The sequence below is a fragment of the Shewanella sp. CG12_big_fil_rev_8_21_14_0_65_47_15 genome, from assembly GCF_002783505.1.
In the GTDB taxonomy this organism is placed as follows: Bacteria; Pseudomonadota; Gammaproteobacteria; order Enterobacterales; family Shewanellaceae; genus Shewanella.
This window is the reverse complement of record NZ_PFGL01000001.1, coordinates 31,986-56,465: the sequence shown is the minus strand read 5'-3', so window position 1 is coordinate 56,465 and position 24,480 is coordinate 31,986. Positions and strand designations below refer to the sequence as shown.

Annotated in this window: 24 protein-coding genes; 14 read left to right on the top strand and 10 right to left on the bottom strand. The window is 45.7% G+C overall.

Annotated elements, in window-relative coordinates; all coding sequences use genetic code 11:
- Window positions 1-128 precede the first annotated feature (128 nt).
- Entirely contained in the window at window positions 129-1,097 is a 969-nt protein-coding gene (locus COW15_RS00255; protein ID WP_293628630.1) for a LysR family transcriptional regulator, read from the bottom strand.
- A 411-nt stretch (window positions 1,098-1,508) separates the two neighbouring features.
- Between COW15_RS00255 and COW15_RS00250 the strand changes: the two genes are divergently transcribed.
- The 4 genes from COW15_RS00250 to nrfD all read left to right on the top strand — a co-directional run bounded on the left by COW15_RS00250 (window position 1,509) and on the right by nrfD (window position 4,156).
- Window positions 1,509-1,982 carry a hypothetical protein gene (locus COW15_RS00250; protein WP_293628629.1) on the top strand — a complete coding sequence of 158 codons (474 nt, stop codon included), beginning with the start codon at window positions 1,509-1,511 and terminating at the stop codon, window positions 1,980-1,982.
- Between the two features lie 80 nt (window positions 1,983-2,062).
- Window positions 2,063-2,527, top strand: coding sequence for a nitrite reductase (locus COW15_RS00245; protein WP_293628628.1), 465 nt, complete (start codon window positions 2,063-2,065; stop codon window positions 2,525-2,527).
- Between the two features lie 4 nt (window positions 2,528-2,531).
- Complete coding sequence (locus COW15_RS00240; protein ID WP_293628627.1) at window positions 2,532-3,218, top strand: 4Fe-4S dicluster domain-containing protein; 687 nt, start codon at window positions 2,532-2,534, stop codon at window positions 3,216-3,218.
- Complete coding sequence (gene nrfD / locus COW15_RS00235; protein WP_198781447.1) at window positions 3,215-4,156, top strand: cytochrome c nitrite reductase subunit NrfD; 942 nt, start codon at window positions 3,215-3,217, stop codon at window positions 4,154-4,156. The genes COW15_RS00240 and nrfD overlap by 4 nt, the downstream gene beginning before the upstream one ends.
- Window positions 4,157-4,438: 282 nt before the next feature.
- Here nrfD and COW15_RS00230 read toward each other — a convergent pair whose 3' ends face one another.
- On the bottom strand, window positions 4,439-4,870 hold the full coding sequence (locus COW15_RS00230) for an Lrp/AsnC family transcriptional regulator (RefSeq protein WP_293628626.1): 432 nt from the start codon (window positions 4,868-4,870) through the stop codon (window positions 4,439-4,441).
- Window positions 4,871-5,105: 235 nt separating this feature from the next.
- Here COW15_RS00230 and yjeH point away from each other — a divergent pair, with 235 nt between their 5' ends.
- On the top strand, window positions 5,106-6,368 hold the full coding sequence (yjeH, locus tag COW15_RS00225) for an L-methionine/branched-chain amino acid transporter (protein ID WP_293628624.1): 1,263 nt from the start codon (window positions 5,106-5,108) through the stop codon (window positions 6,366-6,368).
- A 66-nt stretch (window positions 6,369-6,434) separates the two neighbouring features.
- On the opposite strand, the gene COW15_RS00220 is transcribed toward yjeH, so the two are convergent.
- The 3 genes from COW15_RS00220 to COW15_RS00210 all read right to left on the bottom strand — a co-directional run bounded on the left by COW15_RS00220 (window position 6,435) and on the right by COW15_RS00210 (window position 8,323).
- A complete protein-coding gene (locus tag COW15_RS00220) occupies window positions 6,435-7,046 on the bottom strand; it encodes an energy transducer TonB (RefSeq protein ID WP_293628623.1) in 612 nt (203 codons plus the stop codon).
- A 185-nt stretch (window positions 7,047-7,231) separates the two neighbouring features.
- Window positions 7,232-7,699, bottom strand: a complete 468-nt coding sequence (locus tag COW15_RS00215; protein ID WP_293628622.1) for a TerB family tellurite resistance protein — start codon at window positions 7,697-7,699, stop codon at window positions 7,232-7,234.
- A gap of 99 nt (window positions 7,700-7,798) precedes the next feature.
- Window positions 7,799-8,323, bottom strand: coding sequence for a DUF2780 domain-containing protein (locus COW15_RS00210; RefSeq protein ID WP_293628621.1), 525 nt, complete (start codon window positions 8,321-8,323; stop codon window positions 7,799-7,801).
- Between the two features lie 190 nt (window positions 8,324-8,513).
- Between COW15_RS00210 and COW15_RS00205 the strand changes: the two genes are divergently transcribed.
- Both COW15_RS00205 and COW15_RS00200 read left to right on the top strand, forming a co-directional pair.
- The gene (locus COW15_RS00205; protein ID WP_293628620.1) at window positions 8,514-9,221 is read left to right on the top strand and encodes a hypothetical protein; all 708 of its coding nucleotides are present in this window, start codon (window positions 8,514-8,516) and stop codon (window positions 9,219-9,221) included.
- 35 nt (window positions 9,222-9,256) lie between these two features.
- Complete coding sequence (locus COW15_RS00200; protein ID WP_293628619.1) at window positions 9,257-10,711, top strand: DUF4145 domain-containing protein; 1,455 nt, start codon at window positions 9,257-9,259, stop codon at window positions 10,709-10,711.
- A 30-nt stretch (window positions 10,712-10,741) separates the two neighbouring features.
- On the opposite strand, the gene COW15_RS00195 is transcribed toward COW15_RS00200, so the two are convergent.
- The gene (locus tag COW15_RS00195) at window positions 10,742-11,077 is read right to left on the bottom strand and encodes a hypothetical protein (RefSeq protein WP_293628618.1); all 336 of its coding nucleotides are present in this window, start codon (window positions 11,075-11,077) and stop codon (window positions 10,742-10,744) included.
- 473 nt (window positions 11,078-11,550) lie between these two features.
- Between COW15_RS00195 and COW15_RS00190 the strand changes: the two genes are divergently transcribed.
- Window positions 11,551-13,422 (top strand): methyl-accepting chemotaxis protein, encoded by a 1,872-nt coding sequence (locus COW15_RS00190; RefSeq protein ID WP_293628617.1) that lies wholly within the window; start codon window positions 11,551-11,553, stop codon window positions 13,420-13,422.
- Between the two features lie 84 nt (window positions 13,423-13,506).
- On the opposite strand, the gene COW15_RS00185 is transcribed toward COW15_RS00190, so the two are convergent.
- A complete protein-coding gene (locus COW15_RS00185) occupies window positions 13,507-14,478 on the bottom strand; it encodes a LysR family transcriptional regulator (protein WP_293628616.1) in 972 nt (323 codons plus the stop codon).
- 112 nt (window positions 14,479-14,590) lie between these two features.
- On the opposite strand from COW15_RS00185, the gene COW15_RS00180 reads away from it, so the two are divergent.
- Both COW15_RS00180 and COW15_RS00175 read left to right on the top strand, forming a co-directional pair.
- The gene (locus COW15_RS00180) at window positions 14,591-15,799 is read left to right on the top strand and encodes a multidrug effflux MFS transporter (RefSeq protein WP_293628615.1); all 1,209 of its coding nucleotides are present in this window, start codon (window positions 14,591-14,593) and stop codon (window positions 15,797-15,799) included.
- A 123-nt stretch (window positions 15,800-15,922) separates the two neighbouring features.
- Window positions 15,923-16,525: a tRNA-uridine aminocarboxypropyltransferase gene (locus COW15_RS00175; protein WP_293628614.1), complete on the top strand. Its 603-nt coding sequence runs from the start codon at window positions 15,923-15,925 to the stop codon at window positions 16,523-16,525.
- A gap of 244 nt (window positions 16,526-16,769) precedes the next feature.
- Here the strand turns inward: COW15_RS00175 and COW15_RS00170 are convergent, their stop codons facing one another.
- On the bottom strand, window positions 16,770-18,890 hold the full coding sequence (locus COW15_RS00170) for an EAL domain-containing protein (RefSeq protein WP_293628613.1): 2,121 nt from the start codon (window positions 18,888-18,890) through the stop codon (window positions 16,770-16,772).
- A 278-nt stretch (window positions 18,891-19,168) separates the two neighbouring features.
- On the opposite strand from COW15_RS00170, the gene COW15_RS00165 reads away from it, so the two are divergent.
- Together COW15_RS00165 and COW15_RS00160 are read left to right on the top strand one after the other, a co-directional pair.
- Window positions 19,169-19,528, top strand: coding sequence for a hypothetical protein (locus COW15_RS00165; RefSeq protein ID WP_293628612.1), 360 nt, complete (start codon window positions 19,169-19,171; stop codon window positions 19,526-19,528).
- Between the two features lie 95 nt (window positions 19,529-19,623).
- A complete protein-coding gene (locus COW15_RS00160) occupies window positions 19,624-20,274 on the top strand; it encodes a methyltransferase domain-containing protein (RefSeq protein WP_293628611.1) in 651 nt (216 codons plus the stop codon).
- A gap of 66 nt (window positions 20,275-20,340) precedes the next feature.
- Here the strand turns inward: COW15_RS00160 and COW15_RS00155 are convergent, their stop codons facing one another.
- The gene (locus COW15_RS00155) at window positions 20,341-20,688 is read right to left on the bottom strand and encodes an antibiotic biosynthesis monooxygenase (protein WP_293628610.1); all 348 of its coding nucleotides are present in this window, start codon (window positions 20,686-20,688) and stop codon (window positions 20,341-20,343) included.
- A complete protein-coding gene (locus tag COW15_RS00150; RefSeq protein WP_293628609.1) occupies window positions 20,685-21,068 on the bottom strand; it encodes an NIPSNAP family protein in 384 nt (127 codons plus the stop codon). The genes COW15_RS00155 and COW15_RS00150 overlap by 4 nt, the downstream gene beginning before the upstream one ends.
- A 64-nt stretch (window positions 21,069-21,132) precedes the next feature.
- Here COW15_RS00150 and COW15_RS00145 point away from each other — a divergent pair, with 64 nt between their 5' ends.
- Both COW15_RS00145 and COW15_RS00140 read left to right on the top strand, forming a co-directional pair.
- Window positions 21,133-21,864 carry a winged helix-turn-helix domain-containing protein gene (locus tag COW15_RS00145; protein WP_293628608.1) on the top strand — a complete coding sequence of 244 codons (732 nt, stop codon included), beginning with the start codon at window positions 21,133-21,135 and terminating at the stop codon, window positions 21,862-21,864.
- Between the two features lie 574 nt (window positions 21,865-22,438).
- Window positions 22,439-23,434: a hypothetical protein gene (locus COW15_RS00140; RefSeq protein WP_293628607.1), complete on the top strand. Its 996-nt coding sequence runs from the start codon at window positions 22,439-22,441 to the stop codon at window positions 23,432-23,434.
- The last annotated feature ends 1,046 nt before the right edge of the window (window positions 23,435-24,480 follow it).

Below are 24,480 nucleotides of genomic sequence, written 5' to 3'. Positions count from 1 at the left end.
GTTTATGCCCTAAGATGTATGCTTGGGTTAACAAATCTCAGGCACATAGGATGTGAGGTGGAGCCTAAGCTAAGGCAAGGTATGCCTGTCACCTCGAGTGTGATGAGTCGCTACAACCTAAGGTTTAGCTAGATGATGTTATCGACGATTTTCTTAATCTGCCCACTTAGCCACGTCAGATCATCATTGACCTTATTGGGTAGGTTCTTTTGGACAAGGAAAATAGTTGGCACCTCTGTATTGGCGTATAGGCGTTCCGCCTCGAGTTGCGACAATTGGCAGGTGTGTAATTCAGGGATGTCACTCACCATTTCATAGACAACTCTATAGGGTAATAGGGATATCGTTTGGCTTTCCCCTAGGTATTCAAACAAACTTGAAATACTGGTAATGGTAATTTCAGTATTGAGTTTGATGCCATTATTGATGCAAAACTCTTGGTATGGGCTGGGTTTAGCACTTGGACTACCAAAATCGGTATTCACATAGGGATACTCTGCAATGGTCTCTAGGGTAATTTCCCGTTTAAAGATCGGGTGATTACGGCTAGCGATAAGGTAAACCTTATCCATGTGGTGCAACGTGGTTGTCAGCAGTTTATCGCCAAAGGCGGCAACGTCGGCGGTACTCTTGTTACAGCAAATGCCTAAGGTAGTGTCGCCATTGATAATGTCCTGGGTGGTATGCATTGACCAAGGGGTAATGTTGATATGCATTTGTTTCTGTTCTTCTTTAATCGCCTGCATCAGAGCCTTAGGGAAGGCATAGGCGATTAATCCCGGCGCGGCAATTTCAACATGGGTTTTTACCTGGCGGGTATTGGCGGCGCGTACTTTCTGAAATTTATCTGTGCACTCAATGGTTTCTTTTGCGATTGGATATAAATGGGTTGCAAACTCATTTGGGAATAAGCCGTATTTGCGCCGAATAAATAATTCATCACCAAAGACTTCCCGCAGATTTTTAAGGCTGCGGCTTATTTTAGGGGCTGGGATGTCAAGTGCCTTAGATACATAGGTTGCAGACTTATTTTCATATAATGAAACAAGTATTTTCAAACTCAGAATATCGAGGCAATCCATGTTGCTAATATGCATTTTTTATATTCCTTAATATTGAGTGAATACGTTAATTTGCAACTAAGTATAGTGTTAAATAATGAGGGTAATGTGAATCATATCCCAAGTTTAGGATCTTATATTTATCCGTCTGGAATCTGATGTTTTAATTTTTGTTTTTTATATTTTAAAAGTTGTTTTAGGCTAATTTGAAATTTCTCTTTCTAATATTTAACTATGTGAATTTCATTCTTAGGATTAACAGATATCAATATGTGCATTTAAGATTTGCGTTAAGTAGCAATGTGTCTTAAGTCTTAACCTATTGTTTATGTTTAAATTGCTATTTGCAAGTGTGACGGATGTCAAAAAAATAAAAGTGATTACCAATAATACTGAAGTTGCTTTAAAGGAGATAACAAAAATATAAATTAGTTTTTGGAGGCGTATATGAATACTTCAGTCATTCTCAGCTATGCGTTTATGTACTTCGTACTATTCGTTGCTGTACCTTTCGTGTTTGTTATGTTTGTCATGACTTGCATTAAGTTTTTTAGAGCAGATCCTGATGAAGCACATCATGAAATGAAACTTAAACCAGTGTTATTTGATAAGCAAAGTTTCAACTTTTTTAAATCACTAAAGACTGTTGTCGAAGGTAAATACGATGTTTGCTGTAATGTCCCATTAGACACTGTATTTGACATGGACCAGCATGATGCTGATTTAAGTCATGAATGTCGACTCGACTATGTGTTGATTGACCACGACTCATCAGAAGTGAAAATGGTGATCAGTGATTTTGGCAAAGAGACCAACTCACCACTGAAGAAACTGTTTAGCAAGTTCAATATTGGTTTTATTGAAATGAATCAGCACAAACAGTGGGATCCTCAAAGTCTAAAGCAAGCGTTAGCCGTCTGATCGCGACCGTCGGGTTCGGAGGATTCCGAACCCTGACTCTCCCCTCTACTTCCCCCTATAGACAAATGTGAGGACTTCCTATGTCGACAAGACAATGGCTGTGGTCGTTACGCTTAGGTCTTGCAGCATTACTGTTGAGTTTTGCCGCAACGAGTGCTGAGCCAGCCAATCAAATCAACAGTGATACTTGTATGAAGTGTCATAAGCGTAACGGTCAAATGTTAGGGCATCACGGCCAAGATGCGATGAAAATGACCTGTTCCAGCTGTCATGGAGAAAAGGGTGACCACCCTAAAAAACCCAATGACCTCGTGGTCTTTGGTATGCAAGATGGGTCAGAACTCCCAGTACAGCTTGGGGTGTGTCAAAAGTGTCACACCAAGAAAAAACTCAGTGATGCAGATTGGACACATAATGTACATGCTAAAAAGGTGCCCTGTGCTGCCTGCCATAAATTACATAGTCCAACTGAACCTATGGCCGATATGACGCCAAAAGTTCGCAGTGAGCTGTGCCGCAATTGCCATACAGGCCAGCAGGAGTAAGGTTATGGAAAATTCAAAAAGAAGATTTCTAAAAGGCACTTGTGCCTTATTAGCCGGCGCTTCTGGTGCAACACTGCTCGCCACAGTGAATGCTACGGGTGAAGTGAAGGCGCAGCCCAATGTGAAATATGCGCTCATCCACGATGAAACTAAGTGCATTGGTTGTCGAGCCTGTGAGGTGGCATGCCGCGAAACTAACCATGTGCCAGAGGGTGTTTCACGGGTCAAGATAGAGCAAACTGGTCCCTTTGGTGAATACCCTGATCAGTATTACCATTTCAGCCGTAAATCCTGCCAACACTGTGAGGATGCGCCCTGTGTCAATGTGTGCCCGACCGGTGCCGCCTTTATCGATAAGGAAACGGGGATTGTTTCTGTGGACTCATGGAAATGTGTGGGTTGCCAATATTGTATTGCGGCCTGCCCATACAAAGTTCGCTTTATCAATCCCGTCACCCATGCGGCGGATAAGTGTGACTTCTGCCGTGAGACTAACCTTGCCCAGGGGAAACAACCCGCCTGTGTGGCAGCCTGTCCGACTAAGGCATTAGTGTTTGGCAATCTAAAGGATCCGACCTCTGAGGTGGTGCAAGTGCTTAAGGCCAATCCGACCCAACGCGCTAAGGTAGATCTCGGTACTCGGCCTAAGTTGTTCCGAATCGTGGCTAAATCAGGGGAGGTGACAATATGAGCGCCCTACATTTTGATACTTTAGTCTGGCATTGGCCGATTGCGATTTACCTGTTTTTAGCAGGTGCATCCGCGGGTGCCATGTTCTTTGCGGTATTACTCAAACATTTTGTGCTTAAACATAATGCCTATCAGTCTGGCTTTGTGCAGGCGGCTTGCATTGTTGCACCCGTGGCCGTGATGGCTGGGCTTGGCATTCTCGTACTGGATTTGACTAAGCCATTCGATTTCTGGAAGATTTTGGTGTTTTATAATCCAACGTCTGTGATGTCGATGGGTGTGCTTATTCTACTGATTTACCAAGTGTTTATGTTTATGTGGATCGGTCTTATTTTCCGCAAACCTATCGATGCTTGGTGTGAGAATCGCTTCCCAATAGTGCTTAAGCTAACGGCGTTTTTAGCCCGCTTTGAGGCAACCATAACAGGGCTATTGGTGATCTTTTCCCTCGCGTTAGGGGCGTATACGGGATTCCTGCTGTCGGCCCTTCCTGGTTACCCTATGTTGAAAAACCCTGTGTTGCCACTGCTGTTTTTGGCATCGGGGCTGTCTTCGGGGGCGGCATCATCCCTACTGGGCGGTGTGCTACTCAATGGTAACCCCAACGCTAAGGAGGTCCACTTTATCCATAGAGTAGAAATCCCGCTGATTTTGGTAGAAATAGTGCTGATTTTCACCTTCTTTATGGGGCTGGTGCTATCCGGCGGCCAAAGTAAACTAGCCACCTTCAATGCCATAGGATATGGCTTCTGGGGCTGGATATTCTGGATAGGCATAGTGGGTCTTGGTTTGTCTGGGCCGCTTGCGATGAACTTGTTTATGACGGCAACCTCGAAGCGTAAATGGGCCTATGTGGCGGGAACCGCGTGTTTGAGTCTGATAGGTGTGTTACTTTTACGGAACTTTATCCTCTACACCGGCCAGATGACGGTCGCCTAAAAAAAGAGGAAAAGTGTTTACAAGCAAATGAATACGAGTGTGTAGGATATCGGTGGGTAGTGAAAAGCAGTGTCTAAGGAAACGCTGTGAGATAGCACTCTCAATAGCATTGGCTGAGTTATTGAGGGTTGATTATCTTGTCACTGTCCGCTGTAACAGGGAGGTCGCTGGGAAAGGAGGCCACATTTGACACTTAGGTATTTTGCCCTGCCTCCACAAGGGCCTCGCCACCTTTATTCCTTAGGGGTGGCGTTTCTTGTTTGGGGGCGACTCGATTTAGCTTTACTCCCCCAAATTATTGATCCACTCGCTCATCACCACATGGGTTTTTATCTTGATGATATCCGTATGGGTGTCAATATATTCACGGATCTCGTGCAAGCGTCGCATCGAGGGTGCGTGGACATAGACGAGCAAATCCATCTCCCCAGAAATCCCACGACAAGTGATCACCTCTGGAATAGCCTGAAATACGGGCACCACATCGGCGCAACGTGGGCATTGGTGTTGGATCTCAAAATATGCAGAAACACCTTCTTTTTGAGATTCGCTGAGTAATACTTGGTAGCCCCGTATCACCCCAGTTTGCTCCAGTTTTTTGATCCGCTCGGCAACGGCGCTGCGGGACAGATTGACTTGTTCGGCAATGCGCGACACGCTTTGGCGTGCATCTTGACGTAAGCTGTTAACAATAGCGGTATCGAACTTATCCAAGTTAGGCTCCTAGGGTGGCGAGGGCGTAGGTTAACATCTTAAAATCCATAGGGTTATAAAGTCAGAGTATTGGCTAACCCTGCGGATTTTTTAGGCGTCACAGTCAATATGACGGAAATACGCTAATTATCCGGCATTTTGCCTGTATTGAATACCAAGAACGCTGAAAATGACGGCAGATTGTGGGGCAAAATTTCACTATACTGATGGCTCTAAAACCACAGAATATTAGCAGATGAATCCAAATAGCGGAACTATAGGGCGTTGGCAAGGCGCGGGCTTAATGGCCACCACTTTGCTGGGCACAGGAGTGTTTATTTTACCGCAGATGACTATCGAGAAGGCCCACTCGGGTGCACTTGTCGCATGGTTATTGCTGACGTTAGCCATTATTCCCGTTGCACTGGTATTTGGACGTTTAGCCAGTGTATTCCCCCATGCTGCTGGGCCCGCTTACTTTGTCGAAAAAGCCTTTGGCCGCACCGCGGGCCGTACCATAGGGTTAATTTTTTTACTGGTAGTTCCTATGGGGGCTCCGGCTGCCATTTTGATGACATTTCAATTTGTTAATGCGCTTATCCCCCTCGAAGGCTGGTCCCAGGTCGGCGCCGAAATCCTAGTGATACTGGGGCTATTTCTGCTTAATCTTCGTGGGATCCAAGTGTCGGCTAAGCTGCAGTTTGCCTTAACTCTCTGTATTGTTGCCGTGGTAGTGATATTGTTCGGCGCGAGCAGTTTCCAGCAGGGGCTACTCACCTCCATTACCCGCCATGGTATGCCTGAAATACCGACTGTGATGATTGCCGCGGGTATCGCTTTCTGGAGTTTTCTCGGTATAGAAGCCATGACACACCTTGCCGACGATTTTCGTCGCCCGCAGCAGGATATGATCCCCGCGATGATGATGGGCACTGTGCTGGTGGGGGTGATTTATGTCGCTTGCACATTGCTACTCTTGCTCGTGCCAACCGAGAAGAGTGTCGCCATGATTGGTGTATTCGATGCGTTATTAGGGGGATACGGCGCCCAAGTGATAGGAGTTTTAGGCATTGCAAGCGGCCTTGCGACGGTTAACGTCTATGCGGCAAGTGCGGCACGCTTGGTCTGGAGCTTTAGCCGTGAAGGCATTTTACCCCGCTGTTTTGCCGTTAAAAATGCCCATGGAGTGCCGATTAGGGCCCTAGCGGCATTGCTGAGTGTGATGGCGAGCGTGATAGTGCTGACCTATCTGACGGGGCAAGAATTAGAGCATTTGATCGCTTGGAGCAATGGGGTTTTTGTTATCATCTATTTAATGGCGATGTTAGCCGCGGCAAAATTATTACCAAGGCAGAATTTACCATTAGTGGTGCTGGGGTGTGGCTTTTGTTTAGCGCTGGGTATCGCCCTCGGCGCGAGTATGGCCTATGTGTTTGTGCTGATATTGCTGGTGGCCCCTTTCCTCTGGTGGCAGAAGAGCCATCTTAGCCGTAAACAAAGCTTAGTTATGCCAGAATAGATTGATCTATGAAGGAGATAAATTGCCCAGTATTGCGGATAATACTGGGTGGTTTGATCATTAGCCCTAAATCTTTTGATCTAATTTAAAATCCAACTGCACTTGTTGATTGAGTTGGGGCACGGCCTTACCCGAATCAAACTTAGGTTTGTATTTCCAGTTTTGTACCGCAGATAATGCCGCCTTATCAAAGACTCGCTTAGGGTTCGCCTCTAAAACCCGCACATTACTCACGGTGCCATCGGCTGTGATATCAAATCCCACAACCACATAGCCCTCCTTTCCACTCTGTGCTGCATCTATGGGATAGCGGGGGGATACTTGTACAACGGGCAAAGCCTCGGCCGTCATGGTTGACTGAGTGAACAGTGTTGTTTGTGTGGGCATCTCAGGAGTGGGGGTTGCAGTTGTGAAAGGTGTCGGTTCACTTTCAGTCCCGGGATTGTTAATACGCTCCCTCGCAGGAATGGGCTTAGGTGGCTCGGGTTTGCGGTTCTCTTTTGGCGGAACCGCAGTGCGTTCCGCCATGAGTATGTTTATTTGTGGCGCATCCGTGGCTTGTCCCGTCGTGGTGATAGGGTTGTGAATGAGCTGCGCCATAAAGACAAACAAGCCTAATGTGATTAGGGCGCTAACGGAGATGATACCAGTACGATTAAGTAGTGAATTTGGCTTCATAGTGCTTCCTTACAGTGAGTTAACGGCTTTGTATCAATATCACTCTTTACTTAATTTAAGAAATATTTATTTACAATTTAGCCAAAAGTCTCATGCCTTGACGCGACGGAGTTCAGGAAGACGGCTTGTGAGATCCAGTGTTGGTGAGCCTAGGATCCGCTGTGATGGAACACTATTAGGAGTGATTATTTAGCAATTCTGACATGCGCCGCTGCTATTGCCTGATTGCGCATTTGGATTAGCTCACTGTGTTTGAGGTATAGCAAATCTGCAGTGCGACGAATGATTTGGTCTTCGTAGTGGGACAGCTGTCCATCGGCATAGGCGAGTTGCCACATGGCGAGTAAAAGTTGTTGTTTTTGCTCTAGGCTAAACTCGGTATTAATCGCATTGGTAAATTCAAACAATGATGTTGCATTGCCTTGCACATGCTTGGCTTCATCGATCAGCGCCTTAGCATCCTGCTCTGACATCGAAAGTGTTTCGGTGAGCAGTTTGGGTAATAGCGCAGTCTCTTCAGGTGCTAAGGTATCATCGGCAAACACCACTTCTAACAACATACTCGCCGCAGCTAGCCTCAGTTGATGTGCCTTGTCTTCGGGCGTTATCGCCTGGGTATGTGATTGAATAAATCGTCTTAATTTCGCGATCATATTTGGCGGTTCTCATACTGAGGGAATATAAAGTAGAGTCGATTAGGCGGGGAAAGTTCACCCTAAACCTAGTATCGCTTAGGGTGAGTTAAGACTGAATTACAGCAGTGAATTTAAGCCTTTCATTAATAGATCTGAGGTGCCTTCAGCGCCATTGGTTTCAAGGTAGGACTTAGCAATATCGATCATTGGTACCGCCAATTCTTTCGAAATACCAAGTTTTTCAAAGGCATCTAACACCATAGCACCACCTTGTAATGATGAGCCCAGATCGCCAGCCTTAGATAACAGGCCAGAGACGCCTGAGTTGCCATCCAGCTTAGGGGCCGCAGTCAAGAGACTATCGGCATTAGGAATACTGGCGGCTAAGGTTGAGTAATCACTCGTGCCTAAGCTAGATTGGGCTAACCCCAATAAACTGCCTAATCCCCCTTCTGCCTGGGTTTGATTTAAGCCTAGCTGTGACATCACAGTGCCGACCAGCTCATTCGATTGGGTGACAGTGCTGGTGGCTGCCTGGGTTTTTGTTTGAGAACCAGTAAGATTATCTAACCATCCGGCACTCGTAGGCGCGGCTAAAATGCAACTGCTAAGCAGAATTGAAAGAGTGAGAGTCTGTTTCATATGAGGCCATCCTTTGGGGTTTTGCGCGCAATAAGGGGGACAGTTTAACGGCTTTACGACTTTTGTTGCAGTAGTTTTCTGTGATTTAAGGGCCACACTCGCGATTTCTTCTGTGCATTGCTAAGGGATTTTGGGTATTCTTAGCGGCAATTCACAGTGTTCATTTATTTCAATTATTTTGGAAAGTCGCATGTCACTATCCGCAATTTTGACCGAAGCCTATAATTTTTTCCGTAACCATCTCGTGCAGCTTGCCATGTTGACGGTGCCCTTGCTGCTGATCCAAGTTGGGATCCAGTTGTGGTTAGGCGCCGAGATGAGCAAAGTCGATCTGGAAAACCCGCAATTTGGCGCACCACATATGATAGCTATGATGCTGCTATTGCTGACTTTTTCAGTGTTAATCGCCGCCTTAACCCTATACCTCGAACTGCGTTCCCAGGGCCATAATCCTTCGGCGGGCTTAGTGTTAAAGGCGAGTTTACCTTTTGTGCCACCGCTCTTGCTGGCAGGGGTTTTTTCGGGACTCGCAATTTTAGCGCCAGTAATGTTGTTCGCGGCTTTTGGCCCTATGTGGCTGGTGGGGTTAGTGATCAGCTTTTACCTCTTCGCCCGTTTAGCCTATGTGAACTTTATGGTGGTGGTCGAACGCTTAACGCCCCTAGAAGCGATTAAGGCGAGTTTTAGCTTTAGTGGCCCTATCGTACTGAAAACAATCGCATTACTGATGTTGTATTTGCCGCTTTCTGTGATTGGTAGCCAATTATCAGGGCTCGCAGCCTTAGGTGGTTTACCTGTGCAAATGTTGGCGGATACCTTCATGTCTTTCATTGGCTTATTCGTCAACTTGGCATTATTTCGCCTGTATATGGTGTCTAAAAAGCCCCTCGCAGAATGATACGGATTTAATACATCGGATTGAGGTAAACATGTATGGGGACTCAGGTTGTGATATTGGATAGTGAGTTTATCCAAGGTTTTTCGGCCCCTCTCCTAGATGATTACCTCAGTGCGAAAAACTATGTGCGGGATGTGCCAACTCAGTCACTGCTGCATATCCGTAGTTTTACCCATAAGCTCACCGCCTTGCTGGGGCAAGGGAAGGGGGGCGAATTTTCTAGTCCTAATCTCTATGACCGCATCGAGCAGTTAAACCAAAAACGCCTTATCGATGTTAAAACGACCCGTGCTTTGCATCGCCTGCGTGCCGATGGCAACCGTGGTGCCCACCCTGAAAAATACCATCTTACCCAAGAGCAATTACTCGCCTTAGCCCAAAAAGCCATTAAGGACGTGTTGGCCTTGGTGGAGCACTTGTACCCTAAGGCGACTGGCCGTGAAGCGCCGGAGTATCGGTATGAATCCAGTGATTCAGTCACAGTAAAAGAACTCTGCTACCGCGCTGTGATGGAAGATGATCCCAAGGCGCAGTATCTTGTGGGGATCTCTTTTAAAACCAAAGCATTAATGCTTAAGGAGCAAGAGCTTGCCCTCGTCGATCAGTACTACGGTACTGAAAACGATAGCTCGGTTGTGAAGGAAGTCGCCCAAAAAGCCAGTGATACCTTTGCAAAGGCCGCCTATTGGTTTGCCCTTGCAGCCCCAACACATATGGAAGCCCTCTATGAGCATGGGGTGAGTTTAATCCACGGTTATCAGGGGGAAGCCGATACGATTAAAGGTGAAGCTGCGATAGCAGCAGCGGCCGCAGCGGGTGTTGTTAATGCCATGGCATTGCTGGGGTATTTCTACCTCGTAGGTAGCGAATCATTTAAGCCGGATTTAGCCCAAGCGAAACACTTTTTACAGCTAGCGGCGGATGGCGAACAAACCGAGGCGATGGCCAATTTAGGCGTGCTGCATTATCAACAAAATGATCTTGCCCAAGCCTATCATTTTATTAGTAAAGCTGCGCAGGCAAGTTACCCCCATGCCCAATACCATTTAGCGCTTATGCTGGCTAATGGCGAGGGATGTCAACGGGATGCTATCGCCAGTGAGCATTGGATGGCCGAGGCCGCCGAGCAGGGGCAATTGGATGCTATGTTCTCCCGCGCCCAGCATATGCTCCACGATGACAATGCTTTCGATAGCGATCTTACCCAAGCGGAGCATTATTTACGCGAGGTGATCAAATATGGTCACAGTGTGCCCGCGATGATCGAGCTGAGCATGGCCCTAGCCGATGGTATTTTAGGTCGCATAGATGTGGTGGGTGCGGCAGCCTTGCTCAATTTGGCTCGGCGCCATGCCAATCAAAAAGAGGCGGATATTATCCAGCCTCTGTGGCAATCATTGGCATTGCAGATCGATAAAGTACTCGAGGTGACGCGCGATAGTGCAGAGATCCACAGCCTAAAACGCGCCAAGGACCTGCTTACCCTATAGCGCTTAACACTAGCACTTAACCATAAATGCTTAACGCTCATCCTCTTGATGCTCAAAAGTACGACCCCGATAATGCGTTGCATGGGGTTCTCGCACTAACTGCATCGAATCATCATGTTGTGATCCTGTCGTTTGCGCTGCCCTAGCTTGGGCTGCCGCTCGATTCAATTGGGCTAAGTGGCGCGCCACATAAATGCGGCTAAACAGCACTATACAACCTAGGGTAATAGCCCCAAATAACAATACAAATGGCAATAAAAACAGTGATAAGCAAATAAGGCTGACACTGACAGCCATGGCTAACCAGGCCCGTGGGCCAGAAATTCGGGTTTGCATCGGGCTCTGTTGGAACTGTTGATAAATCATAGGAACTCCTTATCAGGGCGGTTTGATGTTTCAGTTACGACAGCGACTGTATGTTGAATGTCGCTCTATAAGTTCCGCCAAGCGGCGCTAGTATCAGCGTGAAACGTCAACACGACCAAAGCAATAGAGAGTCAGTGTGCAATAAATAAACGGATTCGGTCACGTTAATATTGGTTAATTTACGTTCTTTTACGCCAATCGAGACTTTTTGTTGTGATAGCAGTATGAATGTAAATTCCCGGTGATCTCTGTGTTTAGCTTGCGAATTTGTAAGTTAATATTCTGTTTTTGTGTAATTATTTATTATCTTGGTTATCGGCATTGCTTTGTTTGTTATATAAAATGTGCGAAAATTTGACCAATTTTTTGATGGGTTTTCGTTAGTAATGTAAGTTTATTACCATTAACTGTCGACGCTCAGCAATCTATACCACCATCCTTGATTTTGTGCTTTGTTAACAATAGACGCCCATATGAACTCATACTCGCTTAAACAAAAGATCCTGATTTCAGTCGTGATAGCCCTTTCACTCGTGATTGGTTTGTTGTCATGGCAAAGCTACTCCAGCCAAAAAGCGTTATTGCTGCAAAGCAGCTTAGAGCAAGTTCAGCGTCTAGGAGATCAACAGGCACAGCGTATTCAGGATTGGTTAGCCGGACGTCAGGACATAGTCGAAGCGCTGGCCAACAAAATCGAAGGCGATAGCTTAAGCGTATTGCAACAGGCGCAGGCTTCAGGGCGTTTTCAACTGACCTATTATGGAATGCAAACCGGGCAAATGTTGGACTCGGATCCGAGCATTGATCGCACGGGTTATGATCCTCGAACCCGCCCTTGGTACAAACAGGCCATGAATGAAGGCAGCCTTATCCTCACTAAACCCTATATGGATGTGGCCTATAACATCTTAGTCGTCACTATGGCTAAGGCGACTTCGCAGGGGGTTGTCGGTGGTGATTTATCGATTGCAAGCCTAGTGGAAAGCGTGAATCGCATGACGCTCCCCGCTAACGGTTACGCCATTATGATGCACAAAGATGGCACAGTTATCGCCTATAAGGATCATGCTAAGACAATGAGATCTATAGGTGAAATAGATAATGAGCTTAATCGAAACTTGCCAGAACAGAGCCGTAAGACTGGCGCATTATTACCTATGTATTTTGAGAATGAAGGCCGCGACAAGCTCGTCTGGAGTGTCGATATTCCCAATACGGATTGGGAGTTGGTCTTAGTGCTCGATAGGGAAACCCTTGAAGCGCCATTGACTAACCTGTTACTCACTCAACTTGGTCTCTCGGCACTGGTGTTGCTGTTGAGTGTGTTAGCCATTTCCTGGTTAGTGGGTATGTTACTCGGGCCATTGAGCCGAGTATCACAAGCCCTTGCTCGTATCGCCGATGGTAACGGTGATTTAACCCAACGCATTGAAATTGATACCCAAGATGAAGTGGGTGTACTGGCCGGCAGCTTCAATCGTTTTGTGGGCAGTCAGCACCAACTAATCAGCCATATTCGTCATTTAGCGGCCGAGTTAGATGCCGATGCCGAGCGCAGCCTAGCGACGACACAAACATCGGTTGCCGAGTTGCAACGCCAGCAGCAGGAAGTGGCTATGGTGGCTACGGCGGTAACGGAAATGGCGAGTGCCACCAATGAAATTGCCGCCAATGCCGAAAACACGGCGACGGCGGCGCAGCAATCCGCCGCGAGCAGTTTACAGGGGAAAGAGTTAGTCAATAAAACCCGTAGCTCAATTAATTTCCTTGCGGATGAGGTCGCTCAAGCGACGGAGGTGATTGAAGATTTAAGTCGTCACGCCCAGTCTATTTCCAGCATTTTAGCGACTATTCAAGGGATTGCCGAACAGACAAACCTGTTAGCCCTCAATGCCGCGATTGAAGCTGCCCGTGCCGGTGAGCAAGGGCGTGGTTTTGCTGTGGTGGCCGATGAGGTGCGGGTATTGTCGCGCCGAACTCAAGATTCGACCCAAGAAGTGCATACCACAATTGAAACCTTGCAACGTACGACGGCAAGAGCCGTCAGTCTGATGGAAAGCAGTCAAGCGTTAGCGGGTCACAGTGTCGAAGATGCCAATGCCGCGGCGCAGGCATTAGAAGAAATTACCCAAGCGGTGAATGTGATTTCCGATATGGCGGGGCAAATAGCCACAGCCGCAGAAGAACAAACTCAGGTCACCGGGGAGATCACGCAAAATACCGTAGCGATTAAAGATGTGACCGATGAGAACACTGAATCTGCTATGGCGGATTTAGCCCAGGCGAGGGGGTTAAAAGAGCGTGCCAACGATCTGAATGCACAGGTCGCCACCTTTATTCTGTAGCCACTATTTGTAGTGCTTCACTTTAATAAGAGCCCGATACTGCCTTTGCTTTATCGGGCTTTTTATTGGTGGTTATTTGGTGTTTTAAAGCATTTCTGCGGGAGTAAATAACTTAGCTACACTCTGGCAAATGGTTTCTCTAATCCATTTATGCCCCTGATCTTCATCATTTCTTTGGTGCCATAACAACACATAGGCCATAGGCATAAACTCGAAGGGCAAGGGCAGTAGCTTGAGTGGATAAAGCTGACAGGCGTGGCGGGCAAAACTCGAAGGCAAGGTAAAAATCAAATCGCTGTGGGCACACACACTGGCCGCGCCGTAAAAGTCGGGCACTGTGGTGCTGATTTTGCGTCTGTGGCCAAGGTCGGCGAGAAAGTAATCCAAGGCCCACCAATCGCTGCCCTCACAGCGGACTTGTACATGGGCCATATCGAGGTAAAGGGGGAGATTCCATTGGGCTGAGGTGAATGCAGCCATCAGCGGATGATCTTCACGCACCAGACATACTTGTTCATCGGTGAATAATGTCTGGCAGGCAATACCTTCGGGTAATTTGTCCATCCGCGGATCGGCCAGCGGATGTAAGTCTCTGCCGGAAATACCAAAGTCAATTTGCCCCTGCTGTAAATCCTGCATGGATTTTTCGGTCCAAACATAGGAATCCAGCTTGATGTTGGGCGCACTATTAAGCAATGGCCCAATAAAGTAAGGGATTAAGGTTTCATAGGCGCTTTCCACCATAGCAAAAGAAAATTGCCGATTGCTGCTGGTAGGATTAAAAGTGGGTGGCTGGGTTAATTGATACAGATCCTGCAAAATATTAGGCAGTTTTTGCCCCAGATTGAGGGCGTGCGCCGTGGGTTTTAAGCCGTGTGCCGTGCGTTGAAAAAGAGGATCATCTAAGGTTTCTCTCAATCGATTCAGACTCTTACTCAACGCCGACTGGCTGATATGTAAGCGGCTTGCCGCGCGAGTCACGCTTTGCTCTTCGAGCAGCACTTTCAGTATGACCAGCAAGTTAAGATCGATTCGGGCTAAGTTATCGAGATTCATAGATATTCCTCAGGGGAAATTCACTTTGGAAATTATACCATTTCTATTCATACCTTGAGTTATTTAAAATAGCGCCCACTGAAATAGCTTTCCTGTTTAATTGAGAATATTTATGCGGCGCAATCTGTTACCTATCCTGATGTCTATGGTGCTATTAAGTCCGTTAGCCATTGATATCTATCTACCTTCTATGCCAACTATGGCGACAGAATTTGCCGTATCAGCCAGTGAAGTACAGTCAACACTAGTATTGTTTTTATTTGCTATGGGGTTAGGCCAAGTGCTGATCGGCCCTCTGGCGGACCGTTATGGCCGTCGTCCCGTCGCACTTTTTGGGGTGCTGCTCTATGGTGCAAGTAGTTTATTGGCCGCCGCTGCCATCGAATTTCATTGGCTGCAAATTGCCCGTGTGCTGCAAGGTCTAGCCGCCTGTTCCACTTCGATAGTGGTATTTAGTGCGGTGCGTGATTGTTATTCTCAAAAGGAAGGCGCCAAGATTTACAGTTACTTAAATGGTGCCATCTGCGTGATCCCGGCACTCGCCCCTACCTTAGGTGGACTGTTAGCCATGCAATTTGGCTGGCGCTCAACCTTCGTGTTTATGACCCTTTATGCCATTTTAATGATGTTAGTCGTTGGCTATCGTTTACCCGAGACTCGTCCTGCTAACACTGTAACGACTGGGCCTTTATACCGCTGGGGGCGCTATAAGCCAGTGCTGAGTAACACTCATTTTCTATTTTATGCCTTTGCCTGTATGTCAGCCATGGCGGCGATTTTAAGTTATGTGTCCTACTCGCCCGTATGGCTGATTGGCCATTTAGGGGTGTCTGAACTGGCATTTAGCGGCCTGTTTGGTCTAAATGCAATCGTCAATGTTGTTGCCTGTTTTGCCGCGCCAGTGGTGATCCGTAAGTTAGGCAATCGTCCAACTGCGATCCTCGCACTATGGTTACTGGTGTTCTCGGCGACATTGATTATTGCCGCTCAATTGCTTGGCCCTAGCTCGGGTATGGCTGCCGCCTTTGCCTTTATGTTACCTATGATGCTGTTATGTATCGGCTTTGCTTTTTTACTCGGCCCGGCGACTAGCATGGCATTGTCGGCTTTCGGTGAGCGTGCGGGCACGGCCGCGGCCATGTTGGGTTTTATTCAGATGAGTGGCGCTTCTATTCTCGCAGGATTGGTACAACAGACGGATTTAACTGCGCCCTATGCAGTGGCGTTAGTGATGGGGGTTTTCTCTATTGGATTACTTTCCATGATGGCGTTAAGCCGATTCGATCACTGGCATCAAGAACAGTTAGCCGCGGAGCATTAATAATACGGCTAACCTACAGGACACCCTTTGCCCGTAGCTTATTTGACCTTAGCTACGGGCATTTTTTAGAAGCGTCCGTTGAGATGCTATACTGCCTCTTAAATGTTTTATTGAGATGCTGCTTTGACCCGCCACTATTGTCCCACTTGCCGTTATCCACTCGATACTTGCCTGTGTGCCCATGTGCAGCCTATCTATCCACAGACTCAACTCTTGATATTGCAGCATCCCTCGGAGGTGGAACATAAAAAGAATAGCGTTAGGGTATTAAGCTTAGTGGTACCCGATACACAGGTTTATGTTGGTGAAACACAAGACGATTTTGCCGTATTGCAAAGTGAACTGGCTCGATGTGATAAGCCGATTTACCTTGTCTATCCTTCGCAGCAGAGTGTGAGTGTTGAAACTCAGCCTATCCCCGCCGATTGCGTGCTGTTATTAATCGATGGAACCTGGCGTAAGGCATTTAAAATATTGCAGTTAAACCCTTGGTTGGCTCAATATCCGGCGGTGCATTTAGCCGAAGGTTACGAGTCGAGATATAAGATCCGCAAATCGAGTCGTAGCGATAGTCTATCTACTCAAGAGGCGAGTGCTTATATGCTCAGTGCCTTGGATGCCGGACTCGATATTCAGCCCCTGATAGAGGTGTTTGAGCTGATGGTGGATTTACGGATTAAGGCAATGCCGCCCGATGTGCAGTTGCGCTACCTAACATCAAAATAGGCAAGTGGTTTTCACTCCTCACATTTTTAGCATTCCATACGCATTAAAATAGTTAAAATCTTATTCAGATCACGCTAACTTAGGACAAAACGCGGTTTAATAGCTGCGATTCATTTGCAGTGCAAATGATGAGATAGCTTTGCCAGCCAATTGCTTTGCAGGGGAGTAATTCCATATTTATGGTGTGCTGGCAAGGCTATCGAGACTATGAGTTAGCCTATGTATGAGTCGATTTATTAGGGTGTTAGGCGATATGTTTTTCAGCCAAAAACGTCTGGGTGAATTGCTCCACCGAGGTGGGGTAACCGAATAAAAAGCCCTGTGCACAGCCTTGCCCCATATCGGTGATAATATCCTTTTGTCTTTGTGTTTCAATCCCTTCTGCTACAAAGTTAATGCCGAGCGCTTGGGCGAGTTGCACTATGGCATGGCAGAGTTTTTGCCCCGAAATATCACTTAATCTGAGGGCAAACTCGGCATCAATTTTCACGCTATCGATAGGTAATGTTCCTAGGCGACTGAGTGAGGATAAGCCGGTTCCAAAATCATCGATGGCAATACTGACTCCTAAGGCTTTGATGCGTTTTAGGGTGTGCCGTGCCAACTCGGGTTGACGTAGCAGTGCCGATTCGGTGACTTCTAAAATTAATGCATTTGCGGGTAACGCCGACATTGTTAGGGCCGTGGTCACTTGGCCCACAAAATCCACATGTTCTAACTGCAGGGGCGAGACGTTGACTGAAATTCTAAAATCGGACTGATACTGGGCCCGCCACAATGCCGCCTGCTGGCAGGCCTCTTCGAGTGCCCATTGGCCTATGCCGACAATTAAGCCCGTTTCTTCTAACAGTGGTACAAATTCTGCCGCATCAAAGTGTTCGGTCGGTGATTTTTGCCAGCGCAGCAGGGCTTCGGCCCCCACGGGTTGGTTAGTATGCAAATCGACTATGGCCTGATAGGCGAGAGTGAATTGTTTTAAACTATGTGCGTGCCTTAAGCTGTTGATGAGTTTTAATTTTAACTCGGCAGCCTGGCTCATGGCTTTATCATAAAACACTAAGTGTGGCTGGCTCTTCTTAGCACAATACATGGCGGTATCGGCGAGGCTAATCAGTTGTCCCGCTTGGTCACTGTGGGTGGGGAAAAGCGCGATACCAATACTAGTGCCAAGGAAAAACTTTTGGCCCTCAATTTCGAAGGGGCTGTCAAATAAACTCAAAATTTGCTCTGCAAACAGCTGGATTTCATCCTTACAACTGCAATCCTGCAGCACTAAGGTGAACTCGTCGCCACCCATACGTGCGATATCGGCCTTGTCAATGCAACCCGCCTCAAGCCTAGCCGCCACTAGCTGTAGCACTCTATCCCCCATAGAATGGCCAAAGCTGTCATTGATATTCTTAAAACCATTAAGGTCTAAAAACATCAGCGCCCCTAAGGAGAGGGGATCTTTCTTGAGATTTTCAAGGGCGCCATTGAGGATCTGTTTCAGATGAAAACGATTCGGTAGCCCAGTCAAAGTGTCATACATGGCACGGGTAGTGAGTTGGGTTTCCAATAGCTTCTTAGTGCTGATATCACTAAAGATATTAACGTGGAACAGTGCTCCATCATCCGTCACTATTTTTCGGCTGCTCTGCCATGCTGGGAAAGTGCTCCCATCGGACCGTCTTTTTATGGTTTCACCTTGCCATGATCCCCTCTGTCTTAAGGCGATTTGGCACTCGGTTTCTTCCCCTAAATTTAGGCGGCGTGCCTCTAAAAAATCGGGTGTTTTATTAATCAGTTGTTCAGCGCTATAACCACAGATGCGGCACATGGCTTTATTTACGGCGAGAACCTTATTGTCCGCATCTGTGATATAAACCGCTTCCGCACTTTCTTCTAACGTGGTCGACAGAATTTCTTTGGGAATATGGGCAAAACCATCGGAGATGGATTCCCGTATTTGATTTCGGCGATTAAGGGCCTGTAATTCAACGAGGATCACGGCTTGTTGTTGCAGATAGCAGCGATACAGATTGATCCTCGTTGGCAGCTCATTACCCTGTTGATTCAGGTGCAGCCAATTGAATTCCACATGATTGCCTGCAATGGCTTCGAGGATCATTTCCCTTGCCGATTCAACGCTGTTGCGACCAGATGATTGGATCCTAGGCGAAAAATCATAGGGAGTTGCATTCACAAAGGCATCATATTCGGTGCCAAAATATGTGAGTGTCGCGCGATTGGCGCTAATAAAACTAAAGCCTTGAATAAGGGCTAGGGGCTCTTGATGGGGATGTGCGCGCCAAAGAGATAGCCTTTCTTGCAATACGGGGTCATCTGTACTGAGTTTATCGAGCAAGTTTTGCCATCTAATCATTTAGGATACTCCCTGGTGACGCAAATAAGGTCACATCCTATTTCCCTAGGTCTTTCGTTTATATCGAAATTAACCTAAATAGTACACCATTCATACCGGGTTAAAAATAAACCGAATCGAGGTTTCACTCAAATATATAAATAAAAACGGAAGTTTAAGACTAATCCCATCTGTTATTTTCGATGCAAATCATGCTGAGTAACCCTAGTTTTATAAAATTTTATGCTATGTTTGACCCATTGTGAGCCCAGATACGATCTAGGACAAGGAGCAAGGAAATGGGACATATAGTTAAAATAATCGCCTTTATCGTGCCGTGTTTGAGTGCCATCACTCCCATTGCGAGTGCGGCAGATGCACAAAAACCACGGCTAACCTTAGAGCAAAAGGCCGATAAGGCGCGTACCGACTCCCAACAGCTAGAGCAAGCCCAATTAGAAAAGGCGCGCCAAGCGGCTAAAGAGACAAACGAGCGAGAAGAGAGAATTAAACAAAAATCGCAAACCACGGATTGGGAAGCAAAGCAAAAGCTGAAGGCTCAAAAACAGTTCGACGAAAGGGAAACCCGTGAGCAAAAATATTTACGTGAGGCGAAAGAAGCCGCCGCAAAAGAGCGTAAAATCCCTAAACCTGAGTGACAGCCTCGGCCACTGACCCGCCGTTTAATGGGAACTTGTTTGGCTGTTATTTGCGTGACTACTATTACCATCAGGATCACCACTAGGAATTGTTGTTGAATATTTGCCCCTTATGCCATGGCACTGAATTACTCGCTTATCATCAAGATAAAAAACGCGATTACCATCAATGCCAAACCTGCCAATTGGTTAGCGTGTCTCCCGAGTTTTATCTCTCGGCCGAGGCAGAAAAAGCCGAATACGATAAGCATGAGAATTATGCCGATGATCTGGGCTATCAAACATTTTTGAACCGCACACTAGAGCCGCTACTCGGTCGTGTTAGCCCATTAGCAGTGGGGCTCGATTTTGGCTGCGGTGAAGGCAAGGCATTGAGTCTTATGGCAAAGGCGCGTGGCTATCGGATAGAGAACTACGACCTTTATTACGCCAATAACCCCGAAATTTTAGCCCGCCAATACGACTTTATTACCTTAACAGAAGTGATAGAGCACGTAAGCGATGCCGCAGGTTTGCTTGCCCAACTCGATAGCCTATTAAAACCCAAGGGCATTTTGGCAGTGATGACCAAGCGGGTACAAAATCAAACCGCATTTGCCAGTTGGCACTATAAAAATGACCCAACTCATATCAATTTTTACGCCGAAGCGACCTTCGAATGGCTCGCCCAGCACTATGGCTGGCGACTCGAAATCATCGATAAGGACGTCGTATTCTTTTATAAAGAGATGCAGAAAGTAAATTAATGCAGTCGTAGCGGTTTAACTAAAATCATGTCCTTTACCGCTAAGACTGGATGCTAGCGTGGTCCGCTACTCGAGTCGCAGCATATCAGTTGCTCCTGGTGCCTGAGCACGGTCGAACATGCCATAGTCACGAACAACTTCGGCAACCCGCAGGCGATAATCGGCGAATAATTGTTCGCGTCCTTGAGTTTGTGCCTCGCGGTGATATATCTGTTGTCGCCAAGCCTGTACCGCAGCCTCATTCTCCCAGAATGACAGCGATAATAAGCGTTCGGGATTGACCATATTCTGAAACCGTTCGATTGAAATAAATCCTTCAATGTTACTCAGGGTCGATTTCAGGTCGGCGGCTATCTCTAAATACCTTTCTTGGCAGCCGGGATTCGGCACAACTTCAAAAATAACGACCATCATAGTGTTGTCTCCGCAGCTCTTTGATAGGTCTTTGCTATCGGCTTTAGGAAACTGCGTTTTTCACTCAAAATAAATTCTCCTTGCTTGGCCAGCTGAAAATTTGCCTTGCCTGCGGCTTCTGTTTTCAGTTTGTCTCTATAGCGTTCATAGTGGGCCAGACTATCGAAACTAATGAGACCATATGCAGTGTCATTGGTGCCTTCGTGTGGCAGAAAGTAGCCAAGGAGTTCGCCGCCGTAGGCTGGAATAATATCGCCCCAGTTTTCAGCATATTGGGCAAATTGTTCCAATTTGAACGGGTCTATTTTGTATTCGATAAAACAGGTAATTTTCATCGTGTTTGGCGCCATTGGCTTGTGTGCTAGAGGTTTTAGTTGCATTGTAATTACCTGAAAACTTAATGCTTCGATGGTTATCGAACTGTCCCCGAATGAGATTACAAGCATGGAACCTAACATTGCCTTTATTGCCAACTTGATTGGTGACGCCGCCCGCTCACGTATGTTGATTGCTCTTATGGGTGGACAGGCATTGACGGCGACAGAACTGGCTCTTGAAGCAGATATCACTCCGCAGACTGCCAGCAGCCATTTAACTAAGTTGGTTGAAGGCGAACTATTGCTCGTGCGTAAGCAGGGGAGGCATAAGTATTTTCAGCTGCAGAGTCGCCAAGTGGCCGAACTGTTGGAAAGTCTGCTCAACATAAGTGCGGCCATTGCGAGCCCTAAGGTAATCCATGGACCAGCGGACCCTAGATTGAGACTGGCTCGCGTTTGTTATGATCATCTCGCGGGTGAATTGGGGGTTGCGCTTTACGACAGCTTAAGTCGGCAGAATTTGATCGCCCATGAGGGGAGCGACACAAACATCACCGCCGCAGGGATGACCTTTTTTGCTAAACGTGGTGTGGATCTCTCGTTGCTGGGCATCACGGATGGGGAAATAGATGGTTTAAGTTATGTGCCGAAAAGTCGTCAATCTCGCCGCCCTTTGTGTAAGTCATGCCTCGATTGGAGTGAACGCCGCAGTCATCTTGCGGGTGTTCTAGGTCAATGGATCCTTAAGGATATTTTGGCTAGAGGCTGGGCAGAGAGAGCCCTCGACACCCGTGCCCTACAATTTTCAAGCCGAGGGTTAAAATCCTTTCGTGCTGACTATGGCATTGTTTCAAAATAGACAAGGTAAATTGGTCTATTTTACCAATGATACATAGCGTCTTGACCTTGTTTAATAGAGAGCCGTCAGTCCGATGTTTTCAAGGCATTTATCAATGAAAATGTATGATCTGAAGGTTTTTATAAAATGTCTTTAGGACGCGATTGAAATACATGATCGTAAAATTTGTGAATCAGATTTTCCTAGTCTGGTTCGCGCATACAATCCTGCCATTTTGCGATGGCTTCGGGCTAACGCACTTTTGCACCAAAACTTGCGACGACTCGAAGATAAGCAACTTAAAATACATTCTATAGCTTCACTTACTATATGTAATAACTCATATAAATTATTCACATTGCTTTTGTGGCAATTCCCCCGATTTGAAGTGAATTCTAATATTTTAATTTGTATAGTTTATAACGATTATGATTGTTAAATAAACTGATCTCTTAATATTCTTTAATTAAAATGAAATCAACTGTTACATTTTTTAACATGTATTTAAAATTTGCTGCCTGTTTGTTGTTGTAGATTTAATATATAATTCAGACTTTGATTGTATGGAAAATATTATTCTAATGGATGGGGTGGAATGAATAAAGGTAATAAAGGATTAATAGCATCTGCAATTATAGCTTTGACGAGTTTTTCGTTTAACGCTTTTCCAGCAAAAGGGATGACTGAGCCAGGTGAAGATGGTCCAATAGCAACAAATTACGTACCAAATAGTCAAACTACGTATACAATAAGATGTTATGGTGGTTGTGATCCTTACGAACGTATAAATGTTTTTGTTACAGTGCAGCAAGGTTATATAAATTTTAAAAATTCCGATACTTTTATAATAAAAGATGATGATTTAACTGTAAACACTATAACCTACTATCAATTTATTAATTATAAATCGAAATATCAAATTCAACAAATTCCAGCAGGTTATTTCAAAGATTCGCCACTGAATTGCTATTCAGATGATGAATGCACTGAATGGAGGAAGGATCCTAAAACAGCACAGCTGTTAGATATAGTGCAAAATTTTAGCCACCAATACCAAGTATCACAATTTGACTATAACTTTCAGAATGTTGCGTTGAAATTACAAGCTGCATATTTATTTGCCGCCACATGGGAGATTGGCACAATAGCTGCCAGTACCGGAATGGGGTATTTAGGGCTCACACTATTTTCAACAGAAGCGACTGGCTTCGCGCAGTTAGCTATTGTGACTAATAAAGCAGGACTGGTAGGAGTTGCAGGTGCTAGTGTTGCATTAGCTATTAACTGGGATGCTCATTTTACGCCATTGATTAGGCCTGGGGATATTTTAATTTTTAAAAACGGTAATATTCTCAAGGTTATTCGTGATGGAAAAACATATACAGCGGAAGAGTTTAAGAAGTTAGCCACTTTGCAAACACAAACTAATAGTGGTGGCAGTGGTTCGACTGGACATGGTAGCGCAGGTATGGCTGGCGGTACAGTTGGTGTTGTAGGTGGCTCCAGTGGTACAATTGGCTCAGGTGGCTTAGGTGGCAATGGTGGTATTACTTATCCAGGTGATCCAAATTTTCATAGAAATGAAAACTAAAAGTTTTTAGTATTAACTTCAGTCTGCTAGAGTAGGCTGAAGTTAGCCGCTGTCGAGGTCTAGTTTATGCAAATATTAAAACATTGCCCGTATTGCAAGAAGAACATTTCATTATATAATCTGGTTATTAGTAAAGAGGCAAAGTGTTATCACTGTGGAGAGTTATTTGATTTTTCATGTAATTATCGCTTGGTTGCATTTGTATCTTTCATGTATGCTGCCACATATAAGATATTATTTATGAATCAAATATCTAGCAACTTTATAAATACCTCATTAGTAGTATTTCCAATATTATTGCTAGTTTATTTTTTCGTACGAATAGATAAAGTAAAGTTTTAACCTTTCAATTAAAGTATAAATGGTAATTAATATATTGCTTATAACAATTCATTGATTCTTATAGGTTTTTATAGGTCTATTGCTTTCTGTATTAGTAACAGTAAAACAAGCATTATATAATCTGTTCAAGCCTGAGATATGAACACTTAGGCTCTCCTAATACCACCAAGCCTTTATATCCAAGTGCCGCAAGTTTGATTTCGCAGGTCCATTTTTTATGCGCTTAAGCCAATTCTTCAAGTTAATCATGTATGCTAAATAGCAATAAGGTAAACCATTAAAAACCACCAGCAGACAATAAACGGACCACTATTCTTGACTACAAAAGGAGTGCATGGCGGCGTTACCGCATAGAAATGTTTATTCAAATTTAACCAGTAATAGGTGATGATCTAACACGATATTGTCCAAAAACTCGCCCATGAATCACTCTACACCATACTACCCGTGCTATTACACTATTCGCGGCTATTCTGAGGCGGTTTTCCCTTAAGATGAATCAAAGCTCTAGAGAACTGATTCAATTATGGTGATTAGCTGTGCTCGCAAGGCCGGAAAATGCGGGCTTTCAGATATACGCAGGGATTAACGGTATTAAGCGCTGCCATGGAGGTGACCGTCCGTGGCATGGTCGCTTATTCACATCCATGTGATCGCGACATTCGTATGTCCTATACAGCAGATGCCACGTTCGAGCATCCATG